Here is a 19,455-nt window from a genome sequence, read left to right on the forward strand (position 1 = left end):
TCAGCCCGTCGGGGTAAATCCGGTCGCCCGCACGATCCCTTTCCAGCGATCGGATTCGGTGGCGAGCAGTCGGGCAAAGTCATTCATCGCGATTGCGTCGACGTCGACCGACAGTTTTGTCATGCCGGACTTGACCTCGTCGGTGCGCAGTGACGCCTGGATCGCGCTGTTGAGTTGCGCGACGACGGCCGCAGGCGTCTTCGCCGGCAGGAAGATGCCGAACCAGGTCACGTCCTGAAGCGCGGGGTAACCGGCTTCCGCCACCGTCGGCACATCGGGGAGAGATTTGAGACGGCTGGGACCGGTCGTCGCCAGAGCGCGAAGCTGTCCGGACTGGACCTGGCCCAGCAGGCTGTCGATCGGCATTACGGCCGACGCGATCTCGCCTTTCAGGAGATCCTGGACTGCCCCTCTGCCTTGATAGGGCACGTGGAGATAGTCGAAGCCCGCGGTCCGGCCGAGCATCGCGCCGATGAAATGCAGCGTGGTGCCGACGCCCGGTGTGCCGTAGGTCGCCTGTGTCGGGTTGGCGCGGCACCAGGCGACGAAGTCGGCGAGGCTCCTGACGTCGTTCGGGACTTTCGGGCCGACCGCCAGCAACGTCGCGAATGAGCCGACGGTCGATACCGGCGTGAAGTCCTGCGGTGCGTATGCGAGCGATTTGTAGGTGTGCGGAAACAGCGCGATGAACCCAAGCGGCGCGAGCAGCATGACTGATCCATCGGCCTCGGCATTCTTTACGGCCTCGATCGCAATCCGGCCGCTCGCGCCGGGCCGGGTCTCGATGACGATGGTGTCGGCATAAACCTTCATCTGCCCGGCAACGAGCCTTGCGACGGCGTCCGGCAATCCGGGCGTGTAGCCGGTCAGGATATGGGCGGTCTTCAGGCGGGACTGGGTGGCGCCTGGCCGGCCCGCGGCGGCGAGCGCGGCACCGGCCGCTGACGCGGTCAGGACGTCGCGACGGGTCAACATGCATGCCTCCATGGTCGTCGAGCCGCGCCCGTCCGGGGCGCGACGATCTGCGTCATCGCACGCGGAGGATGCGTGAGGCGGGGATAAACGTCCAATGCTAGTGTCTGAGGCGTCCATAAGCGTTTTGGTAAGGATCGCTGAGGCAGGACATCGAGCGTGCCCGACGCCGGATCAAGCTGCGCGACCTGCACATCCTGCTCGTCATCGCGCAGCGTGGCACCATGGCGAAGGCTGCCGCGGAGCTCGCGGTGTCGCAGCCGGCGATATCGCGGGCGGTCAGTGACATGGAGCACGCGCTCGGACTTCGGCTATTCGATCGTTGCCGTAACGGCATCGAACTGACGGCCTATGGCCATGCGCTGGTGCGACGCGGGGTCTCGATCTTCGACGAGCTTACCCAGGGCTTGCAGGAGCTCGAGTTTCTGGCCGATCCGAGCATCGGAGAGTTGCGCATCGGCAGTACGGAGAGCATCGCAGCGGGCTTGCTTCCGGTGGCGATCGACCGCTTCACGCGGCAGCATCCAGGCATCCGCTTCAATGTCGCGCAGACCGTTCTCAGCGATCTGCGTTACCGCGAACTGCGCGAGCGCAACATCGATCTGTTGCTTGGATGGACGCCGACGCCGTTTGACGAGAAAGACCTGGCGGTCGAGCCCTTGCTCGATGACCGGCGCGTCGTGGTCGCGGGAAGGCGAAGCAAATGGGCGCGTGCATCCAGGCTCGAATTGGCCGACCTCGCAGACGAGCGCTGGGTGTTGCCGCCGCCGGACACCTTTCCGGGCTCCGCGGTGGCGGAGATGTTTCGCGAAGCCGGAATGCGGATGCCTAGCGCGCCGGTCATGACGCTGTCGCTTCATTTGTGCTGCCGGCTCGCCGCGACCGGCCGCTTCATCACCGTGCTGCCGGGCTCGGTCGCGCGGTTTGCCGGCGGCGATCTCGGCCTGAAGGTGCTTCCGGTTCAGCTTCCGCGCGCGGCCGCCGTCTCGGCCGCGATCGTCACGTTGAAAGGCCGCACGTTGGGCCCGACCGCCGAGATATTCATCGCCTGCATCCGCGAGGTCGCCAAGGCGGCCGCGAGCAAGGCGGCCGCTGGCAAGTGACGGCATTGCAGGCGCCCGTTCCCTTCCGGTGCGGGCGCCTGACCTCTAATGCGCCATCATCGGCTGGCGCGCGGTTCGCTCGAGCACCGGATCGATCCGCAGCCTGATCGTGACGAGCGCGCCGATCAGTCCCATCACGGCGAGCAGCAGCAGGCCCGCCGTGAAGCTACCGGTCAGGTCCTTCAGGTAGCCGACGGCGAACGGGCCGGCGAAGCCTGACAGGTTGCCGAGCGAGTTGATCGCGGCAATGCCTGCCGCCGCCGAGGCGCCGGTCAGGATGCCGGCCGGCATCGGCCAGAACATCGGCGGCACCGCCGACACGCCGATCTGCGCAAGGCAGAGCAGGGCGACGATCAGCACCGGATTCGACATCAGCCCGGCAAGGCCGATGCCGACGGCGGCGAGCGTCAGTGCGCCGGCGACATGGTATCGCCGCTCGCCGGTTTTGTCGGAATGGCGGCCGAGCAGCACCATGCCGACCGCGCCGAACACGAAGGGCAGGGCCGCGATCAAGCCGGTCTGGGTGTCGGTGACGCCAAACGCCTTGATGATGGTAGGCAGGAAGAAGGCGACGCCGTAGCTCGCCGCGTTGAGGCAGAAATACACGAACGCGCAGGCAAGGACCCGCGAGTCGGTGAGCGACTGCAGAACGGAAATATGCTCCACGGCCTCGGTTTGCTGCCGCTCGCGTTCAAGCGTGGTCTGGATCCACTTGATCTCGTCAGGCTGCAGCCAGCTCGCCTGGCGCGGAAAGTCGGGAAGGAAGGTCAGGACAGCGAAGCCGACCAGGACCGACGGCAATGCCTCGCAAACGAACAGCCACTGCCATCCGGTCAGGCCGGCGCCCGACAGGTTGAGCAGCAATCCCGAGATCGGTGCCCCGATGATGCTCGAGATCGGGATCGCCAGCATGAACAGGCTGATGACGCGCGCGCGATACACCGACGGGAACCAGAGCGTCAGATAGAAGATGATGCCGGGGAAGAAGCCGGCTTCGCAGGCGCCGAGCAGAAGGCGCAGGAAGTAGAAGATCCACTCGCTCGACAGGCCGCTCGCCGCGGACATCTGCGGGATGAAGGCAAATGCGGCCGAGACGATGCCCCAGCTGATCATGATGCGGGCGATCCAGCGCCGCGCACCGAACCGCTCCAGAAGGATGTTGGAGGGCACCTCGAAGAAGAAGTAGCCGATGAAGAACAGGCCGGCGCCGAGCCCGTAGGCGGCCTCGCTGAGGCCGAGCGCTGCGTTCATGTGCAGCTTGGCGAAGCCGACGTTGACGCGATCGAGATAGGCCACGAAGTAACACAGGATGAGGAACGGAATCAGCCGCCGCATCATCTTTCCGATCGCGCGCTTCTCGACATCGTCGCTCATCGTTCCCATCCCTTCCTGTTTTCGATTCGGCGGACGATCACTGCGCTGTTTCGGGGCGGCACCTGGCGCACCCCCAGCGGTTCGTCGCGTTGCTCTTGCAAGTCTTCTTCATTGTTGTGTAATCGACTGCCGCGTGACTAATGGCATTTGGGAATGGAGCCACGGCGAAACTGTCATGATGCACCGCGGTATAAGCGCGGGAACCTTGGAGCGTTTTCCAGCGAAGTGGCTGCTCGTTCGCGCCAAGAAAACGCCTCAAAGCAGAATCTGGAGCCCTGTTCCGGTTTAATCGGAACGGAACAGGCTCTTGCCGGGCAGGATGGTGGCGGGCCGTGATCAATAATCTGAAACTGCGCCAGCTGCGCCTGCTGGTCGCTCTCGACAATGAGCGCAAGTTGCAGCTCGCCGCCGAGCGGTTGAACATCACCCAATCCGCCGCATCGAAGATGCTCGCCGAAATCGAGGCGCTGGCGCGGGTTCCCTTGTTCGAGCGCACGGCGCGCGGCGTCGAACCGACGGCCTATGGATCGATTCTGATCCGTGGCGGCAAGAGCGTGCTGGCCGATCTCGACCAGGTCACCGACGAGTTCGCGGGCTACAAATCCGGTGAGCTCGGCACCGTCTCCGTTGGAACAGTCGCCAAGCCGAGCATCGACCTCGTCGTCGACGTCATCCAGTATCTCGGCGAGAAGCTGAATCGGGTGAACATCTCGCTCGATGTCAGCACCAGCCCGCCATTGATCACGCGACTACTGGCGCTCGAGTTCGATTTCGTCGTCGCCAGGATTCCCGCCGGCATCGATCCCCGGCAATTCGACTATTACGAGATCGGCGCGGAGGAGGCGGTGCTGCTCGTTCGTGCGGAGCATCCGTTGGCCGGCCGCGGGACGGTCGAGCTGGAGGACATGGCCGACCAGCAATGGATCTGCCAGCCGCGCGAATCCTTCATGCGCCAGGCGCTCGAGAGGCTGTTCATGAGCCGCGGCGTGACGCCGCCGCGCCGGGTCATCAACACCGAGTCGTTTTTCGCCTCGGTCGGAATTGCCGCGGGCATCGACGCGATCGTGCCGGTCCCCATGCTGGTGTTCGATCTGGTCGATCCGCAGCGGTTCAAGGTGCTGCGCCTGCGGGACAGGCTGTTGTTGGAGAATTACGGCCTGATCAAGCTACGCAAGCGTGCGCTGTCACCCGCCGCGGCACTGCTGTTCGACGCGATGAAACGGCTCGGCGTACCGGGTGGCGGCGCAGAGCAGGGCGACGCGGCGAGCTGAATGCTCAGCGGAACATGCTGCGCAGGTTCTGCGCAATCTCGAACAGCGCCGGATTTTGCTTCACAGCGCGCTTGGCGCGATTGATGGCCGACAGCGCGCTCGCCGCCGGCTTGCCGCGCAGACTGAGCGGAACGAAGCTGTCGACGACGGCTTCATCGTCCTTGCAGAACAGCCGCTTGTACTCGTCCGAGCCGATGCCGAGATCCAGAGCGCGGTAGTTCAGGCCGGCATGGCGGTCAATGATATCGCGCATCAGGATCAGGCCGGGGCTGAACTTGGAATTGGCCGACATCGTGTAGGTGTTGAACATCATCGAGAAGCGATGGCCGTCGGACACGCCGGCGAAGATTGCGATCACTTCCTCGTCGCACTCCAGCGCGTGGATGTCGATCGCATAGCCCTCGCCGTCGGCGCGCGGCGCGAGGCAGGCGGCACGAACAAATTGCTCGATACCCGGCTCGGCGAACACGTTCGGCAGCTTCTGCTCGGCCATGCGCTGCGGCTTGACGCGGAAGAACCAGTCGAGCAGGCGGCAGACATCGGCGCTCTCGCTCGCGACGTAATAGCGGTAGCCCGGCAGCGCCTGCAGCTTGCGCTCCTTGCCCTTGAGGCGGCGGCGGAACGAGTTGCTGACCAGCGTCGCCGGTGCCGCGCCGGGCTCGATTGCTAGCACCGGGCAATCGTTGACCGAAGGCTGATGCGGCAGCAGCGCCAGCGGATTCGGCAGGTCCTGCCAGCGCAGCGGCTGCTGGCAGAGCACGAGCGCATCGGCGCGGGAGCGTTCGGCGATCGATCCGATCAGAGCCGCGATGTCTGCTTCCGTTGCGTTGGCGGCGAAATCCTTCGCGCACAGCGCCATGTTGAAGGTTGTATGCTTGCCGCCCATGAAGCTCGCGCAGTTCGCGCCGAGGCGGGACTCGATTGCGAGCGGCAGCAGCAGCAGCGGCCGGCGTTCGCTGTCATGAGCGACGACGATGAAAGGCCGCAGGCCCTCGCGCTCGCCGACCTGGCGCTGCCAAGCGGCGAGGAAATCGAACCGCTGATAGGGCGTGTAGCTGTGCTGCGATGTCTCGAAGCCGCGCCAGGTGGGCTCTGCCGCGGTGAGATCATGAAAGATGTCGACGCCGGCGACGCGGATTGCGTTCGGCCACGCTCGTGCCTCGGCCGTCTGGCCTTCGATTGCCGCCGCCATGGTCATCTCGGAACTCGAAATTTTTAGGTATTAATTTACAGTTCTCGGCTGGGGCCGACCTTCGCAGGGAAATGTCAACAAAGTGTAAGAACAATGCCGCGGCGGCGTGCGGGAACCGCCAGGCAGGGACGGGTAGAGGGACCTTGGCGCCGGACAGCGGGATTTTACGACGGGCCCGAATGGAGCTCGCGTATTTCAGTGGCGCGTTCAGGCTGCGGAAACGCGAGACCGGCGGCGCTGGGGTGATCCTGCGTTTCGTCCGCGTTCGTCCCGCGCGACGCGGCCGGTTTCAGCCGCTGAAGTCCCAGGAGATCACGCCGGCATTCCTCGATCGCATGATCCGCGCGCTGAAGCGCTGGCAGTATGACATCGTCGGGATCGACGAGGCTTGCCGCCGCGCGGTGACCTTGCCGGAGCGCCGACGCTTTGCCTGCCTGACCTTTGACGGCGCCAGCAAGGACATCGTCACCCATGCCTGGCCGGTGCTCGCCAGGCACGGCGTGCCCTTCACCCTGTATTTGCCGACGGCCTTCCCGGATGGCGTGGGCGTCGCGTGGTGGCTGGCGCTCGAGGATATCATCGCCCGCGAGAGCCGCATCAGCATGATGGTCGACGGCAGGGAGCAGCACTTTGCGATCTCGACGCCGTCGGACAAGTACGAGCTGTTCGATTTCCTGTCCGGTTGGCTGCGCAAGCTGCCGCCGTTGGACCTGTCCTACGCGCTCAATGATCTCGCCACGCGCTATTCGGCCGACGCGGCCCAATTGTCACGCAATGCGTCACTCGACTGGCAGGATCTGGCGAAGCTTGCCGCCGATCCGAACGTGACGTTCGGCAGCGCCACGGTGAACTATTCCGCTCTGTCGAGTCTCAGGGATGCCGACGCACAGCGCGAGCTGGCGATGGGCAAGGCGGTGGCTGAGAGCGCGCTGCGGCGGCCGGTCGGGCATTTCGCATTCCCCTTCGGGGACCGCGAAGCGTTCGGCCGCCCGCATGTCGTGATGGCCGAGGAGGCCGGCTTTGCCAGCGCGGTGTCGACCATCTCCGGGGTTGTCGAGGCGCAGGGCCGCACAAATCTTTACGCGCTGCCGCGGATCGCGTGGGACGGCCGGGTGCGCTCGCTGCGGATGATGCGGGTGCTGCTGTCGGGCGTGATGTTCGCGCCGGTGCGGCCGACACGGAGTGCGCGCAACCAGAGCGTTATTTAGGCGCGATCGGGCCGCGACATCCAGGCGACGATCGGCATCGCCGGCAGCACCCAGCCGAGGCCTGCGACGACGTAGAAGATCGCTTGCAACAATCCGGAATTGGCGAGCCACGGCGTCTGCGCGACCGTCATGCCGAGCAGCGACCACACCACCACCAAGATGAGCAGGAAAATGGTTCCGAGCAATTTGCGGGTGCGTATGGCCATGGCTGATATGGGTAACTCGTGATCTTGCGCTGCGGGCGCGGCGGACTATAAGGGGCCCGAAAATCCAATCAAGTCAGGGCGAAATGGCCGGTATTTCCGCAAAGACATCGCAGCTCCGCGCCGTCAGGGTATGGCTCGTCGCGGTCGCTGCCCTGATCGCGCTGATGGTCTTGGTCGGCGGCGCCACGCGGCTGACCGAGTCCGGCCTGTCGATCGTCGAATGGAAGCCGGTGACCGGCACGCTGCCGCCGCTGACCGAGGCGCAGTGGACCCAGGCCTTCGAGGGCTACAAGAGGATCCCGCAATATCGCGAGCTCAACGCCGGGATGACGCTCGCGGACTTCAAGACGATTTTCTGGTGGGAGTGGAGCCACCGGCTGCTCGGCCGGGTGATCGGCGCGGCCTATCTGCTGCCGTTCCTGTATTTCCTGTGGCGCGGCGCGGTGAGCGGCGAGCTCGGACGGCGGCTCTGGGTGATTTTCGGCCTCGGCGCGCTGCAGGGCGGCGTCGGCTGGTGGATGGTCGCGTCCGGCCTCTCGGAACGCGTCGAGGTGTCGCAGTATCGGCTGGCGACGCATCTGGTGCTGGCGCTCTTGATCTTCGCGGCGATCGTCTGGACGCTGCGGCGCCTGACGGACCGTCCTTCCGTGATCGCGCCGCTCAGGCTGAAGATCACGAGCGCGGTGCTGCTCGTGCTGACCTTCGTGCAGCTCTATTTCGGCGCGCTGGTCGCGGGGCTGCGCGCGGGCAGGGTTTATAATACCTGGCCCGACATCGACGGCGGCTTCATTCCGTCGGCTGACCGTCTCTGGTTCGAGACGCCGTGGTGGCGCAATCTGTTCGACAACACGCTGACCGTGCAGTTCGAACATCGCATGACCGCCTATCTGCTGTTCGTGCTGGCGATCGCGCATGCGATCGATGCCATGCGCGCGCGCGCCGGCAGCGCGGTGATCGCGGGCGCCTGGTGGCTGGTGGCGGCGATCACGTTGCAGGCGACGCTCGGCATCCTGACGCTGCTGCATCAGGTGCCGATCGATCTGGCGCTGACGCACCAGGCCGCCGCCATCGTCGTGCTGACGCTCGCGGTGCTGCAGGCCGAGCGCTTCGCGGCGCGCCGGACCGAACGGGACCAGCCGACCCTCGTTCCGGTCGGCCAGCTCGGTTGATCCATCAACCCGGTTGATCCATCAACCCGGTTGATCCATCAACCTCTTTGATCGATCAGGACAGATAGTCGAGCCCGATATCAAGCGCGGCCGAGCTATGGGTCACCCAGCCGACCGAGATCAGGTCGACGCCAGTTCCGGCAATCGCTGCGGCCGTCGCCGCGGTGATGCGGCCGGAGGCTTCGGTGAGCGCCTTGCCGCGCGCCATGTCCACCGCCTGGCTGAGCTGCTCGGTCGTCATGTTGTCGAGCAGGACAGCGTCGACGCCGAGCGCCAGCGCCTCCTCAAGCTGCGACAGCGTGTCGACCTCGACCTCGATCTTGACGAGATGGCCGGCATTGGCCTTGGCGCGCTCGATCGCGGTGCGGATGCCGCCGGCGAGCGCGATGTGGTTGTCCTTGATCAGCACGGCATCGTCGAGGCCGAAGCGATGATTGCCGCCGCCGCCGGCGCGCACCGCATATTTCTCCAGCGCACGCAGTCCCGGCGTGGTCTTGCGGGTGCAGACGATCTGCGCGCGGGTGCCGGCCACGGCCTTGACCAACGTGGCGGTTGCGGTGGCGACGCCGCTCAGATGGCAGAGGAAGTTGAGTGCGGTTCGTTCGGCGGTGAGCAGGCTGCGGGCCGGGCCGTCGATGATCGCGATGACCTGGTCGGGTTCGACCGCGCTGCCGTCGGGCCGCTCGGCGCGCAGTGTGATGGCCGGCGACACCGTCTGGAAGGCCGACCGCGCGACGTCGAGCCCGGCAATCACGCCGGGCTGCCGCGCCCGCATCACCAGCCGCGCCTGCTGGGCGGACGGCACGATGGCGTCTGCGGTGATATCGCCGGCGCGGCCGAGATCCTCGCGCAGCGCAGTCTGCACGATCGGCTCATAGATCAGGGGCAAGAGGGGATTGAGGGTCATGACAGGGCACTCCTGGCAAATGGCGTGGATTCGACGATGTCGCGCGCGGCGGCGAGTGCATCGGCGCGGGTAAGGGACGACGGAACGGCCGACGCAGCGGTGTGCGGGAAATCGCTGCGGAAGTGGCCGCCGCAGGTTTCCTCACGCCTGATTGCGGCAACCGCGACCATCAATCCGATCAATGCGGCGTCGGATGCGGCACTGTGGCCGCCTGCGAGTGGATAGAGGCTGCGGATCGCGCGGGCGATCCCGTCGCGGTCGCGCAGGACGCCGAGCCCCTGGGTGAGGACCTGTCGCACGGCGGAGGGATCGGAAGCCTGTGGCACCGCGTCGTCGCGCAGCATGGCGCGCGGGCCTGCGCTCACGCTCTCGATGCTCTCGGCGACCCAGCGCGCGCAGACGATCGCTTCCATCAGCGAGTTGCTGGCGAGCCGGTTTGCGCCGTGCAACCCGGTGCGCGCGGCCTCGCCGCAGGCCCACAAGCCCTGCACCGTGCTGCGGCCAAAACCGTCAACCGCGATGCCGCCCATGTGGTAGTGAACCGCCGGCCGGATCGGGATCGGATCATGGGCGGGATCGATGCCGGCCATCTTGCAGAACGCGCTGATCACGGGATAGCGCTGCGCAAACTCCGCGCCCGGATGTTGGCGCGCGTCGAGGAAGGTGCGATGCCCCGCGGCGCGGTGGCGCCACACGGCGCGCGCGACGATGTCGCGTGGCGCAAGCTCGGCGCCGGGCTGATCGGCCATGAAGCGCTGGCCGGTCTCGTCGATCAAGACCGCCCCATCGCCGCGGATCGCCTCGGTCAACAGCGGCATCGGGCGCGACGGCCCGTCGAACGCGGTCGGATGAAACTGGACGAACTCGATGTCCGACAGTTTCGCGCCGGCATGTGCGGCAAGCGCGAGCCCCTGGCCGAAACAACCGCCGGGATTGGTGCTGTCGGCGAACAGCCCGCCGATGCCGCCGGTCGCGATCACCACGCGGTTGCTCGCGATCGTCAGCGCGCCACTTGCGCTGGCTGCAAGCACGCCCCTCACCGCATTGTCCTCGACGATCAGCCGGCGCGCCTCGACGCCTTCCAGCAGCGTGATCGACGGCGTCTGGCGGACCGCCGCGATCAGCGCGCGCATGATCTCGCGACCGGTGCCGTCGCCGGTGGCGTGCACGATGCGGTTGCGGCGATGTGCGGCCTCGAGCCCGAGGCGCCAGCTGCCGTCGGCGTGCCGGTCGAAGGCGACGCCGAGCCTCGCCAGCTGTTCGACGGCGGCGGGCGCGGCGTGGACAATCCGGCTCGCGGCGGCCGCGTCGCAAAGGCCGGCGCCGGCCGCGAGCGTATCGGCGAGATGCAGGGCAGGGCTGTCATCGGCGCCGACCGGTGCGGCAAGGCCGCCCTGTGCCCACATGCTGGAAGCTTCCGCGCCGAGCGGCGATTTCGACAGCAGGACGACCGGCTCGGGCGCGAGCTGAAGCGCGGTCATCAGCCCGGCGGCGCCGCCGCCGATGATCACCGGGCGGCCGTTGAGATCGGAGATATCGGTGCTCATATCGCCAGCATCCTTTCGACGCTCTTGCGCGCGCGATCGGCGATCGCAGGGTCGATGGTGACCTCGTGCTGGTTGGTCTCCAGCGCGTGACGGATGTTCTTCAGCGTGATCCGCTTCATGTGCGGACAGAGATTGCAGGGGCGGACGAAGTCGACATCGGGGTTTCGTGCTGCGATGTTGTCGCTCATCGAGCATTCCGTCAGCAGCACGACACGCGGCGGACGTTTGCTCTCGACGAACGACTGCATCGCAGCCGTCGACCCGGCGAAGTCCGCTTCGGCGACCACCTCGGGCGGGCATTCCGGATGCGCCAGGATGGTGATATCGGGATGATCCTCGCGCAGCTGACGCACGTCGTCGGCGGTGAACAGCTCGTGCACCTCGCAGTGGCCCTTCCAGGCGATGATCTTCTTGCTGGTTTGCTTGGCGATGTTCTGCGCAAGATATTCATCAGGGAGCATGATGACGCGCTCGGCGCCGAGCGATTCAACCACCTTCACCGCATTGCCTGACGTGCAGCAGATGTCGGACTCGGCCTTCACCGCGGTCGAGGTGTTGACATAGGCAACGACCGGGGCGTCCGGGTAGCGCGCGCGCATCAGCCGCACGTCCTGCGCCGTGATGGAATCCGCCAGCGAGCAGCCGGCCTTGAGGTCGGGGATCAGCACGGTCTTGGCCGGATTGAGCAGCTTCGCGGTCTCGGCCATGAAATGCACGCCCGCGAGCACGATGACATCGGCATCGACCTTGGTTGCTTCGCGCGCGAGCAACAGGCTGTCGCCGACGATATCGGCGACGCCGTGGAAGATCTCCGGCGTCTGGTAATTGTGCGCCAGCACCACCGCATTGCGGCGGCGTTTCAGCGCGAGGATCGCATCGACGTCCTCGGCGAATGTGGCCCATTCGAACGGCGGGATGACGCGCTTGACGCGCTCATAGAGCGGCGCGGTGCGGGTGAGCAGATCGGTATCCAGTGCAACCATTTATACTCTCCGTGAGCATAAGATGGCTTATACTTATCCTGAGCATAAGGCGTGTCAAGTGCGCGAAAGCGGGAGCTTGGTGCCGGCGACGGCCCGCTCGGCCAGCACGGCATGGCGGAAGCGGAATAGCTTGGCCGGCCGGCCGACGGTATCGGCGGCCATTGCGCCAGCTTCTTCAACGAGTTCCTGCTGCTCGATCAGTCGGCGGAAGTTCTGTTTGTGGACCAGCCGGCCTGCGAGCGCCTCAACACTGCGTTGCAGTTGCAGCAGGGTGAACTCGGCTGGCATCAGCTCGAATACCACCGGACGGTATTTGATCTTGGCGCGCAGCCGCGCGATCCCGGTCGCGAGAATGCGGCGGTGATCCGCCGTCATCGGCTTGCCCGGCACGACCGGCGCCTCGCGGCCATGCGCGCGCCCGGCTTCCGGGATCAACGCGGCCTCGTAGAGCAGCTCATAGCGCTGCAGCACCAGCTCCTCGTTCCAGTCGCGATCGTCGAGGCCGAAGGTGATGGCGCAGCGCTGCCAGCGCTCGCGCTGCAGCGTCGGTGACGGCGCCGCCTTCGCCCACGTTTTCAGCTTCGGCGCGATCGTCTTCGCCAGGAAGGCCGGCGCGCCGGCGCGATGATCCTCCCAGGGGAAGTAGTCGTACCAGCCGGACCAGTGCGCCTCGAAGCCTTCGCCGACACGATCCTCGCGGGTCAGGCCGAGATAGCTGATCGAGACGCTGTGCGGCGCCTTGGTGTCGCCGGAGCGGCCGCGGTCGGCAAAGGTGTAGAGCTGCTCGACATAGCCGAGCGGGTGGCCGGTCTGCGCTTCGACCCAGGCCCGCAGCGCGGTCTGCAGCGAGCGATGGGTGAACTCGAACGGGCCGCTCGGCAGCGCGGAGCCGCCGGCGATGGTCATGATCTTGGGCGTGCCCTCGGTGACGGCGACCAGCACCGCGACGAGATCGGCGGTCACCGCGTTCCCCGAAGCCGGTGCGCTGGATTTCTGCGGCGATCTGGCCACCCGATCGTTCCGCGCTAGCAGTAGCCGTAGACGCCGCAGGCGTAGGGCAGGCGGTCCCAATAGGTCACATAGGCGCCGCCGTAGTACGGGCCGAAATAGTTGTAGGAGTGCCAGTTGCCGTAATAGCCGGGCAGCGACGACGATCCCGGCAGCAGCGGTTCGCCGGGCACGAACGGGATGTACGGCTCGGAATTGAGCGGGATCACCACGGGCTGCTCGACGACCACGAGCTGGCGTCCGCGCCGCACATAGGTCGGCGATGTGATGGTGGTGCGGTAGGCGTAATGCCGGTGCGGTAGGCCCGCCGGCAGCTGGCGCGCGGCCTTGACGGTCGCGCTCTTGGCGACGGCCGGGCCGTCGGCGGCGTCAGCAGGCGGGATCGCAAACAATGCGATCGCGAGCGGCAATGTCCAGCGCAGCATCAATGGTCTCCCGAATCATCCGGAGCCTATCACTGCCACTTTAAGCCGGATTGAACGTTAACGAGAGGCCCGTCGGTATTAAGCGTTAACGGGATGTCCGTCGCCTTGGGCAAGCTTCCGGAGCGATGCGGCGCACCGCTCCGGAACAATTGCGGGATCAGGCGCGCAGGGCCTGGTCGAGGTCGGCGATCAGGTCCTCCTTATCCTCGATGCCGATCGAAAGCCGCACCACCTCGGGCGCCGCGCCCGACCTCACCTTGGCGGCGTCGTCGAGCTGGCTGTGGGTGGTGGAGGCCGGATGGATCACCAGCGAGCGTGTGTCGCCGACATTGGCGAGATGCGAGAACAGCTGCAGGTTCGACACCAGATTGACGCCCGCGTCATAGCCGCCCTTCAGGCTGAAGGTGAACACCGCGCCGGCGCCTTTCGGCGCGTATTTGCGCTGCAAGGCGTTGTACCTGTCGCCGGGCAGGCCGGCATAATTCACCGCTGAGACCGCGGGGTGGGTGGAGAGGAATTCCGCCACCGCCTTGGCGTTGTCGCAGTGCTTCTGCATGCGCAGCGGCAGCGTCTCGATGCCGGTCAGGATCATGAAGGCGTTGAACGGCGACAGCGCCGGGCCAAGGTCGCGCAGACCGAGCACGCGGCACGCGATCGCGAAGGCGAAGTTGCCAAAGGTCTCCTGGATCCGGATGCCGTGATATTCCGGGCGCGGCTCGCTCAGCATCGGATATTTGTTGTCCTTCGACCAGTCGAAGGTGCCGGCATCGACGATGATGCCGCCGAGCGAATTGCCGTGACCGCCGAGGAACTTGGTCAGGGAGTGCACGACGATGTCGGCGCCGTGATCGATCGGCTTGATCAGATAGGGCGAGGCCAGCGTGTTGTCGACGATCAGCGGCACGCCGGCCTTGCGCGCAACGGCCGCGATCGCCTCGATATCGGTGATGCTGCCGGCCGGGTTGGCGATCGACTCGATGAAGATCGCCTTGGTGTGCGGCGTCACCGCGCGCTCGAAGCTTTCGATCTCATCGGGGTCGGCCCAGGCCACATTCCAGCCAAACGCCTTGAAGGCGTGGGTGAACTGGTTGATCGAGCCGCCATAGAGCTTGCGTGCCGCGATGATCTCATCGCCGGGCTTCAACAGCTGCTGCAGCACGACGACCTGTGCCGCGTGACCGGAAGCGACGGCGAGCGCCGCGGTGCCGCCTTCGAGGGCTGCGACACGTTCCTCGAGCACGGCATTGGTCGGGTTGCCGATGCGGGTATAGATGTTGCCGAAAGCCTGCAGGCCGAACAGCGAGGCCGCATGGTCGGCGTCGTTGAAGACGAATGACGTGGTCTGGTAGATCGGCGTCGCCCGCGCGCCGGTGGTGGGATCAGGCTGCGCGCCGGCGTGCACGGCGAGGGTGGAAAATCCCGGAAGGCGATCGGTCATTCTTTAGTATCCTGTTGTGGCCTGGTCGAAACGCGCGGCATGCTGATGGCGGCTGCGCCCGCCGTCAAGCGAGTTGGGCACATCGCCAGCTTTTGGAGGGGCATCCCGCGCTATACCGGATGATCGCAGCGATTATTCCGCAGCGATGTCAGGTCGTCTCGGTCTTGTTCTTTGCCGCGCGGTCGGATGCCGCGGTCTGTCCGCCGCCGAAGCTCGTGCGATTGAGCGACAGCCGCATGCCCTGCGTCGGGATCGGCGCACGCTTGGAACTCAGCGTGCGCGAGTTGACGCCCATCCAAGAGATCTCCGACGACAGCCGGCCATACTCGATCTTCGGGCAGCGGTTCATCACCACCTTGAGGCCCGCGGCTTCCGCCTTCTCGGCCGCGGCGTCGTCGCGCGCGCCAAGCTGCATCCAGATCACCTTCGGCGGCGTCGACAATTTCAGCGCCTCCTCGACCACGGGCATGATGTGGCTCGAATTGCGGAAGATGTCGATCATGTCGATCGGCCGATCGATGTCCGCAAGCGAGGCGACGAACGGCTTGCCCATCAGCGCCTTGCCGACGTGGCCGGGGTTGACCGGGATCATGTCGTAGCCGCGCTGCGCCAGATATTTGAAGGCGAAATAGCTCGGCCGCACATTGACCGGCGAGGCGCCGACCATCGCGATCGTCTTGACGTTGTTCAGGATGCTGCGGATGTAATTGTCGTCGTAGGCGTCGTGATTCATTTCGATCTTACTTGTCTTGCCACTTCGGATCGCGCTTCTCGATGAAGGCGCCGATGCCTTCTTCGGCGTCGCGCGCCATCATGTTTTCGGTCATCACCTCGGCGGCGAAGCGATAGGCGTCAGCGAGGTTCATCTCGGCCTGGCGATAGAACGCTTCCTTGCCGAGCTTGACGGTGTAGGCCGATTTCAGCGCGACCTTCTCGGCCAGCGCGATCGCGGCGTCGCGTTCGGTGCCCGCGGATACCACGCGGTTGACGAGGCCGATGCTCTGCGCCGTTGCCGCCGAGACCGGCTCTCCGGTCAGCAGCATCTCCATCGCCTGTTTGCGCGGCACGTTGCGCGACAGCGCCACCATCGGCGTCGAGCAGAATAGTCCGATGTCGACGCCCGGCGTCGCGAACGCCGCCGCCTCGGAGGCGACCGCGAGGTCGCAGCTTGCGACGAGCTGGCAGCCGGCCGCGGTGGCGATGCCCTGGACGGATGCGACTACCGGCTTCGGCAGGCGCACGATGGCCTGCATCATCGCGCTGCAGGCGTTCATGATTTGCGCGAAATAGGCGCGGCCGCGGTCGGCGTCGCTGCGGCGCGCGGTAAGCTCCTTGAGGTCGTGGCCGGCACAGAACGCCGGGCCGTTGGCGGCGAGCACGACGGCGCGGATGCGCTTGTCGCCGCCGACATCGTTCAGGTCGGCGTGCAGCTCGGCGATCAGGCCCTCGGAGAGGCTGTTGCGCGCTCCGGGGCGATTGAGCGTCAGTAGCGCGATACTGCCGACGGTCTCGCGCAGCAGGATCGGCTGGTGTTGCGGCGCTTCGGCGCGGGCGGCTTGGGCGGACATGGTGAAATTCCACTTTGGTCTCTGTGACAACTTAATGTAACAGGCAGGCTGAAGCGAGGGCAGGGACGGCATGGCGACTGCGAAAATGAGCGTGGCTGACGTGGAGGAGTTCCTGCGGAGGGAATTCCCGCAGGCGTTCGTCCACGACGATGTCCGGATCGAAAGCGCCGACGGCGAGACGGCCCTGCTGCGCCAGCGTTTCAGCGAGCGCATGCTGCGGCCGGGCGGTACGGTGTCCGGGCCGACCCTGATGGGCCTGGCGGATTTCGCGATGTACGTGGTGCTGCTGTCGGCAATCGGGCCGGTTGGCCTTGCCGTGACCACCAACCTCAACATCAACTTCCTGCGCAAGGGCCAGCCGGGGCAGGACGTGCTCGCGGTGGCGAGGCTGCTCAAGCTCGGCAAGCGGCTCGCGGTCGGCGAGGTCAACCTGCTGTCCGGCTCGTCTCCCGATCCCATTGCCCATGTCACGGCGACCTATTCCATTCCGAATCAATAGGCTTTTCTGCGGTATTATTGCACCATATTTACAAGCCATTGTTTTCGCTGGTGTAATTTGATCGCGTGGGCGTTGACGCGCGATCGCGGCTTCTCTAGAAAGCCGCCCAGTTCGGCGCATACGGCGCCGATTTCCTTTTCACGGATTTCACACATGAGCACGTTCTCGGCCAAGCCCGCCGAAGTGACGAAGAAGTGGGTCGTGATCGACGCCAAGGGTCTGGTCGTCGGTCGTCTCGCCACGCTCGTCGCGATGCGCCTGCGCGGCAAACACCTGCCCACCTACACGCCGCACGTCGATTGCGGCGACAACGTCATCATCGTCAACGCCGCGCATGTGGTGCTGACCGGTCGCAAGCGCGACCAGAAGACCTACTACAAGCACACCGGCTTCATCGGTGGCATCAAGGAGCGCACCGCGAAGCAGATCCTCGAGGGTCGCTTCCCCGAGCGCGTCGTCGAGAAGGCGATCGAGCGCATGATCCCGCGCGGTCCGCTCGGCCGCATGCAGATGGGCAATCTGCGCGTCTATCCGGGTGCCGATCATCCGCATGAAGCGCAGAGCCCCGAGAAGGTCGATATCGCTTCCCTGAATCGCAAGAACACGAGGGCCGCATAATGTCCGATACGTTGCAGTCCCTCGACCAGCTCTCGCAGGTCAAGCCGGCCGCGCCCGACGCGCCGAAATACGTCAAGAAGGTCGACAAGTACAACCGCGCTTACGCCACCGGCAAGCGCAAGGACGCGGTCGCCCGCGTCTGGGTCAAGCCCGGCTCCGGCAAGATCTCGGTCAACACCCGCGAGTTCGAAGTCTACTTCGCCCGCCCGGTGCTGCGTATGATGATCCAGCAGCCGCTGGTCGCTGCGGCCCGTAACGGCCAGTACGACGTGATCTGCACCGTCGCCGGCGGCGGTCTCTCCGGCCAGGCCGGTGCTGTTCGGCACGGCATCTCGAAGGCGCTGACCAACTTCGAGCCCGAGCTGCGCGGCGTCCTCAAGAAGGGCGGCTTCCTGACCCGCGACAGCCGCTCGGTCGAGCGCAAGAAGTACGGCAAGGCGAAGGCCCGCAAGTCCTTCCAGTTCTCGAAGCGCTAATTCGAGTTCTAAAATTCGCGGCAATTGCCGCAAGCATCGAGTTGCAGAGGGCGCCGCGAGGCGCCCTTTTTGCTGCGTCCGACCGGCCGTGCTTCGGCGCGAATTAGCGCAGTTTTTCATGAAAACTTGCGTGTGCGTGCAAACGAAATTGGAACTCGCACCTTCTAGCTTGCGGGCTCGCAGTGGCGCTGCATCACCGTATTTATTTGCGCCTGCGAACGTTGCATCACACCGGGCTGGGGTGAGTTTATGTCGTTCGATCCATCGACACTTTATTTGTTCGCCACCATGGTCGCGGGCATGCTCGGCGCCATGCTGTGGTTGTTCGGCAGGCAGGAGAACATTTCCGCGCTGAAATGGTGGGGCACCGCCTATCTGCTCGGCGCGGCCTCGGTCGCGGTCTGGACGGTCGGCAGTTCGACGCTCGATCCGATGGTTCTGCTAGGCCTTAATGCGATCGGCTTTGCCGCCTGCGGCCTGGTCTGGAATGCCGCGCGCATTTTCCACGGCCGCAAGGCCAACCTGCTGGGTCTCGTGCTCGGCCCGATCGCATGGATCGGGGCGGTGACGACGGTTGAGGATCCCGCGATGCGCCTGACGATCGGCGCCGGGATCGTCGCGATCTACGCCGCGCTGACCGCCTCCGAACTGTGGAGCGAGCGCCGCCGCGCGATGCAGCGGCGCTGGCTTGCGATCGTCATCCCGGTCGCGCACGGTTGCGTCCTGATGCTGCCGATCCTGGTCGGCGACCTGCTGCGATTGAACGGCCAGAATTTCGTCTCCAGCTTTTGGGTCACGCTGTTTTCGATCGAACTCGTGCTGTACGCGATCGGCACGGTGTTCGTGATCTTCATGATGGTGTCGGACCGCGCGGTGGCCGTGCACAAGACGGCTGCGTCGATCGATCCCCTGAGCGGCATGCTCAACCGCCGCGGCTTCACCGAGGCCTGCGCCCGGGTGATCGAGCGCGAGTCCATTGCCGGCCGGCCGGTCACCGTGATGATCTTCGACATCGATCACTTCAAGTCGATCAACGACCGCTTCGGCCATCCCGCCGGTGACGAGATCCTGAAGCTGTTCTCCGCTGTCGTGGTCAACAGTCTCAGGATCAGCGATCTGTCGGGCCGGATCGGCGGCGAGGAATTCGCGGCGCTGCTGCCGTGCTCGCTGGAGGAGGGTGTGCTGGTCGCCGAGCGCGTGCGCGAAGCCTTCGAGAACAGCAACATCACCTGCGAGGAAGGCGCGGTCGACACCACGGTCAGCATCGGCGTCGCCGGCGGCCCCGCCGGGACCGAGCTCGAGGTGCTGTTGGCCTCGGCCGACACCGCGCTCTACCAGGCCAAGCGCGGCGGCCGCAACCGCGTCGAGGCGGCGGAGGAATTGCCGCTCTCGCTGGAGAACTGGCGGCGCAAGACCGCGGGCCTGCCGGCTTCGGCGCGACAAAAGCCGGCGAGCGTCCGGGCATGAGCGCGGTAACGAGCGGTTAACCAT

Annotated in this window: 20 protein-coding genes; 8 read left to right on the forward strand and 12 right to left on the reverse strand. The window is 65.7% G+C overall.

What is annotated here, in order from left to right; all coding sequences use genetic code 11:
• Positions 1-975: a tripartite tricarboxylate transporter substrate-binding protein gene (locus AC1VNY_RS06780; RefSeq protein ID WP_482404593.1), complete on the reverse strand. Its 975-nt coding sequence runs from the start codon at positions 973-975 to the stop codon at positions 1-3.
• A 185-nt stretch (positions 976-1,160) separates the two neighbouring features.
• Between AC1VNY_RS06780 and AC1VNY_RS06785 the strand changes: the two genes are divergently transcribed.
• Positions 1,161-2,075, forward strand: coding sequence for a LysR family transcriptional regulator (locus tag AC1VNY_RS06785; protein ID WP_482404611.1), 915 nt, complete (start codon positions 1,161-1,163; stop codon positions 2,073-2,075).
• Positions 2,076-2,120: 45 nt separating this feature from the next.
• On the opposite strand, the gene AC1VNY_RS06790 is transcribed toward AC1VNY_RS06785, so the two are convergent.
• Positions 2,121-3,458, reverse strand: a complete 1,338-nt coding sequence (locus AC1VNY_RS06790; protein WP_482404594.1) for an MFS transporter — start codon at positions 3,456-3,458, stop codon at positions 2,121-2,123.
• Between the two features lie 323 nt (positions 3,459-3,781).
• Here AC1VNY_RS06790 and AC1VNY_RS06795 point away from each other — a divergent pair, with 323 nt between their 5' ends.
• Positions 3,782-4,720 carry a LysR family transcriptional regulator gene (locus AC1VNY_RS06795; RefSeq protein ID WP_482404595.1) on the forward strand — a complete coding sequence of 313 codons (939 nt, stop codon included), beginning with the start codon at positions 3,782-3,784 and terminating at the stop codon, positions 4,718-4,720.
• 4 nt (positions 4,721-4,724) lie between these two features.
• Here the strand turns inward: AC1VNY_RS06795 and AC1VNY_RS06800 are convergent, their stop codons facing one another.
• Complete coding sequence (locus tag AC1VNY_RS06800; protein ID WP_482404596.1) at positions 4,725-5,918, reverse strand: GNAT family N-acetyltransferase; 1,194 nt, start codon at positions 5,916-5,918, stop codon at positions 4,725-4,727.
• A 173-nt stretch (positions 5,919-6,091) separates the two neighbouring features.
• Between AC1VNY_RS06800 and AC1VNY_RS06805 the strand changes: the two genes are divergently transcribed.
• The gene (locus tag AC1VNY_RS06805; protein ID WP_482404597.1) at positions 6,092-7,120 is read left to right on the forward strand and encodes a polysaccharide deacetylase family protein; all 1,029 of its coding nucleotides are present in this window, start codon (positions 6,092-6,094) and stop codon (positions 7,118-7,120) included.
• Here the strand turns inward: AC1VNY_RS06805 and AC1VNY_RS06810 are convergent.
• A complete protein-coding gene (locus AC1VNY_RS06810; RefSeq protein WP_016844954.1) occupies positions 7,117-7,326 on the reverse strand; it encodes a DUF2842 domain-containing protein in 210 nt (69 codons plus the stop codon). The two genes, AC1VNY_RS06805 and AC1VNY_RS06810, sit on opposite strands and share 4 nt — an antisense overlap.
• A gap of 83 nt (positions 7,327-7,409) precedes the next feature.
• On the opposite strand from AC1VNY_RS06810, the gene AC1VNY_RS06815 reads away from it, so the two are divergent.
• Positions 7,410-8,495: a COX15/CtaA family protein gene (locus tag AC1VNY_RS06815; protein ID WP_482404598.1), complete on the forward strand. Its 1,086-nt coding sequence runs from the start codon at positions 7,410-7,412 to the stop codon at positions 8,493-8,495.
• 55 nt (positions 8,496-8,550) lie between these two features.
• On the opposite strand, the gene nadC is transcribed toward AC1VNY_RS06815, so the two are convergent.
• The 8 genes from nadC to AC1VNY_RS06855 all read right to left on the reverse strand — a co-directional run bounded on the left by nadC (position 8,551) and on the right by AC1VNY_RS06855 (position 16,371).
• On the reverse strand, positions 8,551-9,402 hold the full coding sequence (gene nadC / locus AC1VNY_RS06820; protein ID WP_482404599.1) for a carboxylating nicotinate-nucleotide diphosphorylase: 852 nt from the start codon (positions 9,400-9,402) through the stop codon (positions 8,551-8,553).
• Entirely contained in the window at positions 9,399-10,949 is a 1,551-nt protein-coding gene (locus AC1VNY_RS06825; protein ID WP_482404600.1) for an L-aspartate oxidase, read from the reverse strand. Before AC1VNY_RS06825 ends, nadC begins: the two co-directional genes overlap by 4 nt.
• Positions 10,946-11,932: a quinolinate synthase NadA gene (nadA, locus tag AC1VNY_RS06830; protein WP_482404601.1), complete on the reverse strand. Its 987-nt coding sequence runs from the start codon at positions 11,930-11,932 to the stop codon at positions 10,946-10,948. The genes AC1VNY_RS06825 and nadA overlap by 4 nt, the downstream gene beginning before the upstream one ends.
• Positions 11,933-11,986: 54 nt before the next feature.
• Positions 11,987-12,838: an NUDIX hydrolase gene (locus AC1VNY_RS06835; RefSeq protein WP_482404612.1), complete on the reverse strand. Its 852-nt coding sequence runs from the start codon at positions 12,836-12,838 to the stop codon at positions 11,987-11,989.
• Positions 12,839-12,957: 119 nt separating this feature from the next.
• On the reverse strand, positions 12,958-13,365 hold the full coding sequence (locus tag AC1VNY_RS06840) for a hypothetical protein (RefSeq protein WP_018271884.1): 408 nt from the start codon (positions 13,363-13,365) through the stop codon (positions 12,958-12,960).
• A gap of 157 nt (positions 13,366-13,522) precedes the next feature.
• Positions 13,523-14,803, reverse strand: coding sequence for an O-acetylhomoserine aminocarboxypropyltransferase (locus tag AC1VNY_RS06845; protein ID WP_141342882.1), 1,281 nt, complete (start codon positions 14,801-14,803; stop codon positions 13,523-13,525).
• Positions 14,804-14,951: 148 nt separating this feature from the next.
• On the reverse strand, positions 14,952-15,536 hold the full coding sequence (locus AC1VNY_RS06850) for a CoA-binding protein (protein ID WP_028340179.1): 585 nt from the start codon (positions 15,534-15,536) through the stop codon (positions 14,952-14,954).
• Between the two features lie 7 nt (positions 15,537-15,543).
• A complete protein-coding gene (locus AC1VNY_RS06855; RefSeq protein WP_482404602.1) occupies positions 15,544-16,371 on the reverse strand; it encodes an enoyl-CoA hydratase in 828 nt (275 codons plus the stop codon).
• 70 nt (positions 16,372-16,441) lie between these two features.
• Between AC1VNY_RS06855 and AC1VNY_RS06860 the strand changes: the two genes are divergently transcribed.
• The 4 genes from AC1VNY_RS06860 (at position 16,442) to AC1VNY_RS06875 (ending at position 19,431) form a co-directional block, all read left to right on the forward strand.
• Complete coding sequence (locus tag AC1VNY_RS06860) at positions 16,442-16,870, forward strand: PaaI family thioesterase (RefSeq protein ID WP_028340177.1); 429 nt, start codon at positions 16,442-16,444, stop codon at positions 16,868-16,870.
• A gap of 153 nt (positions 16,871-17,023) precedes the next feature.
• On the forward strand, positions 17,024-17,488 hold the full coding sequence (gene rplM / locus AC1VNY_RS06865) for a 50S ribosomal protein L13 (protein ID WP_016840522.1): 465 nt from the start codon (positions 17,024-17,026) through the stop codon (positions 17,486-17,488).
• A complete protein-coding gene (rpsI, locus tag AC1VNY_RS06870; protein WP_028333930.1) occupies positions 17,488-17,964 on the forward strand; it encodes a 30S ribosomal protein S9 in 477 nt (158 codons plus the stop codon). Before rplM ends, rpsI begins: the two co-directional genes overlap by 1 nt.
• A 249-nt stretch (positions 17,965-18,213) precedes the next feature.
• Positions 18,214-19,431: a GGDEF domain-containing protein gene (locus AC1VNY_RS06875; protein ID WP_057020653.1), complete on the forward strand. Its 1,218-nt coding sequence runs from the start codon at positions 18,214-18,216 to the stop codon at positions 19,429-19,431.
• Positions 19,432-19,455 lie beyond the last annotated feature (24 nt).

It is taken from the genome of Bradyrhizobium ferriligni, assembly GCF_056837965.1.

Bases quoted from the DNA above. Each gene is read 5' to 3' on its own strand.
- AC1VNY_RS06780 (WP_482404593.1), bottom strand. From the start codon at position 975: ATGTTGACCCGTCGCGACGTCCTGACCGCGTCAGCGGCCGGTGCCGCG.
- AC1VNY_RS06790 (WP_482404594.1), bottom strand. From the start codon at position 3,458: ATGGGAACGATGAGCGACGATGTCGAGAAGCGCGCGATCGGAAAGATG.
- AC1VNY_RS06800 (WP_482404596.1), bottom strand. From the start codon at position 5,918: ATGACCATGGCGGCGGCAATCGAAGGCCAGACGGCCGAGGCACGAGCG.
- AC1VNY_RS06805 (WP_482404597.1), top strand. From the start codon at position 6,092: ATGGAGCTCGCGTATTTCAGTGGCGCGTTCAGGCTGCGGAAACGCGAG.
- AC1VNY_RS06810 (WP_016844954.1), bottom strand. From the start codon at position 7,326: ATGGCCATACGCACCCGCAAATTGCTCGGAACCATTTTCCTGCTCATC.
- AC1VNY_RS06815 (WP_482404598.1), top strand. From the start codon at position 7,410: ATGGCCGGTATTTCCGCAAAGACATCGCAGCTCCGCGCCGTCAGGGTA.
- nadC (WP_482404599.1), bottom strand. From the start codon at position 9,402: ATGACCCTCAATCCCCTCTTGCCCCTGATCTATGAGCCGATCGTGCAG.
- AC1VNY_RS06825 (WP_482404600.1), bottom strand. From the start codon at position 10,949: ATGAGCACCGATATCTCCGATCTCAACGGCCGCCCGGTGATCATCGGC.
- nadA (WP_482404601.1), bottom strand. From the start codon at position 11,932: ATGGTTGCACTGGATACCGATCTGCTCACCCGCACCGCGCCGCTCTAT.
- AC1VNY_RS06835 (WP_482404612.1), bottom strand. From the start codon at position 12,838: ATGACCATCGCCGGCGGCTCCGCGCTGCCGAGCGGCCCGTTCGAGTTC.
- AC1VNY_RS06840 (WP_018271884.1), bottom strand. From the start codon at position 13,365: ATGCTGCGCTGGACATTGCCGCTCGCGATCGCATTGTTTGCGATCCCG.
- AC1VNY_RS06845 (WP_141342882.1), bottom strand. From the start codon at position 14,803: ATGACCGATCGCCTTCCGGGATTTTCCACCCTCGCCGTGCACGCCGGC.
- AC1VNY_RS06850 (WP_028340179.1), bottom strand. From the start codon at position 15,536: ATGAATCACGACGCCTACGACGACAATTACATCCGCAGCATCCTGAAC.
- AC1VNY_RS06855 (WP_482404602.1), bottom strand. From the start codon at position 16,371: ATGTCCGCCCAAGCCGCCCGCGCCGAAGCGCCGCAACACCAGCCGATC.
- AC1VNY_RS06860 (WP_028340177.1), top strand. From the start codon at position 16,442: ATGGCGACTGCGAAAATGAGCGTGGCTGACGTGGAGGAGTTCCTGCGG.
- rplM (WP_016840522.1), top strand. From the start codon at position 17,024: ATGAGCACGTTCTCGGCCAAGCCCGCCGAAGTGACGAAGAAGTGGGTC.
- rpsI (WP_028333930.1), top strand. From the start codon at position 17,488: ATGTCCGATACGTTGCAGTCCCTCGACCAGCTCTCGCAGGTCAAGCCG.
- AC1VNY_RS06875 (WP_057020653.1), top strand. From the start codon at position 18,214: ATGTCGTTCGATCCATCGACACTTTATTTGTTCGCCACCATGGTCGCG.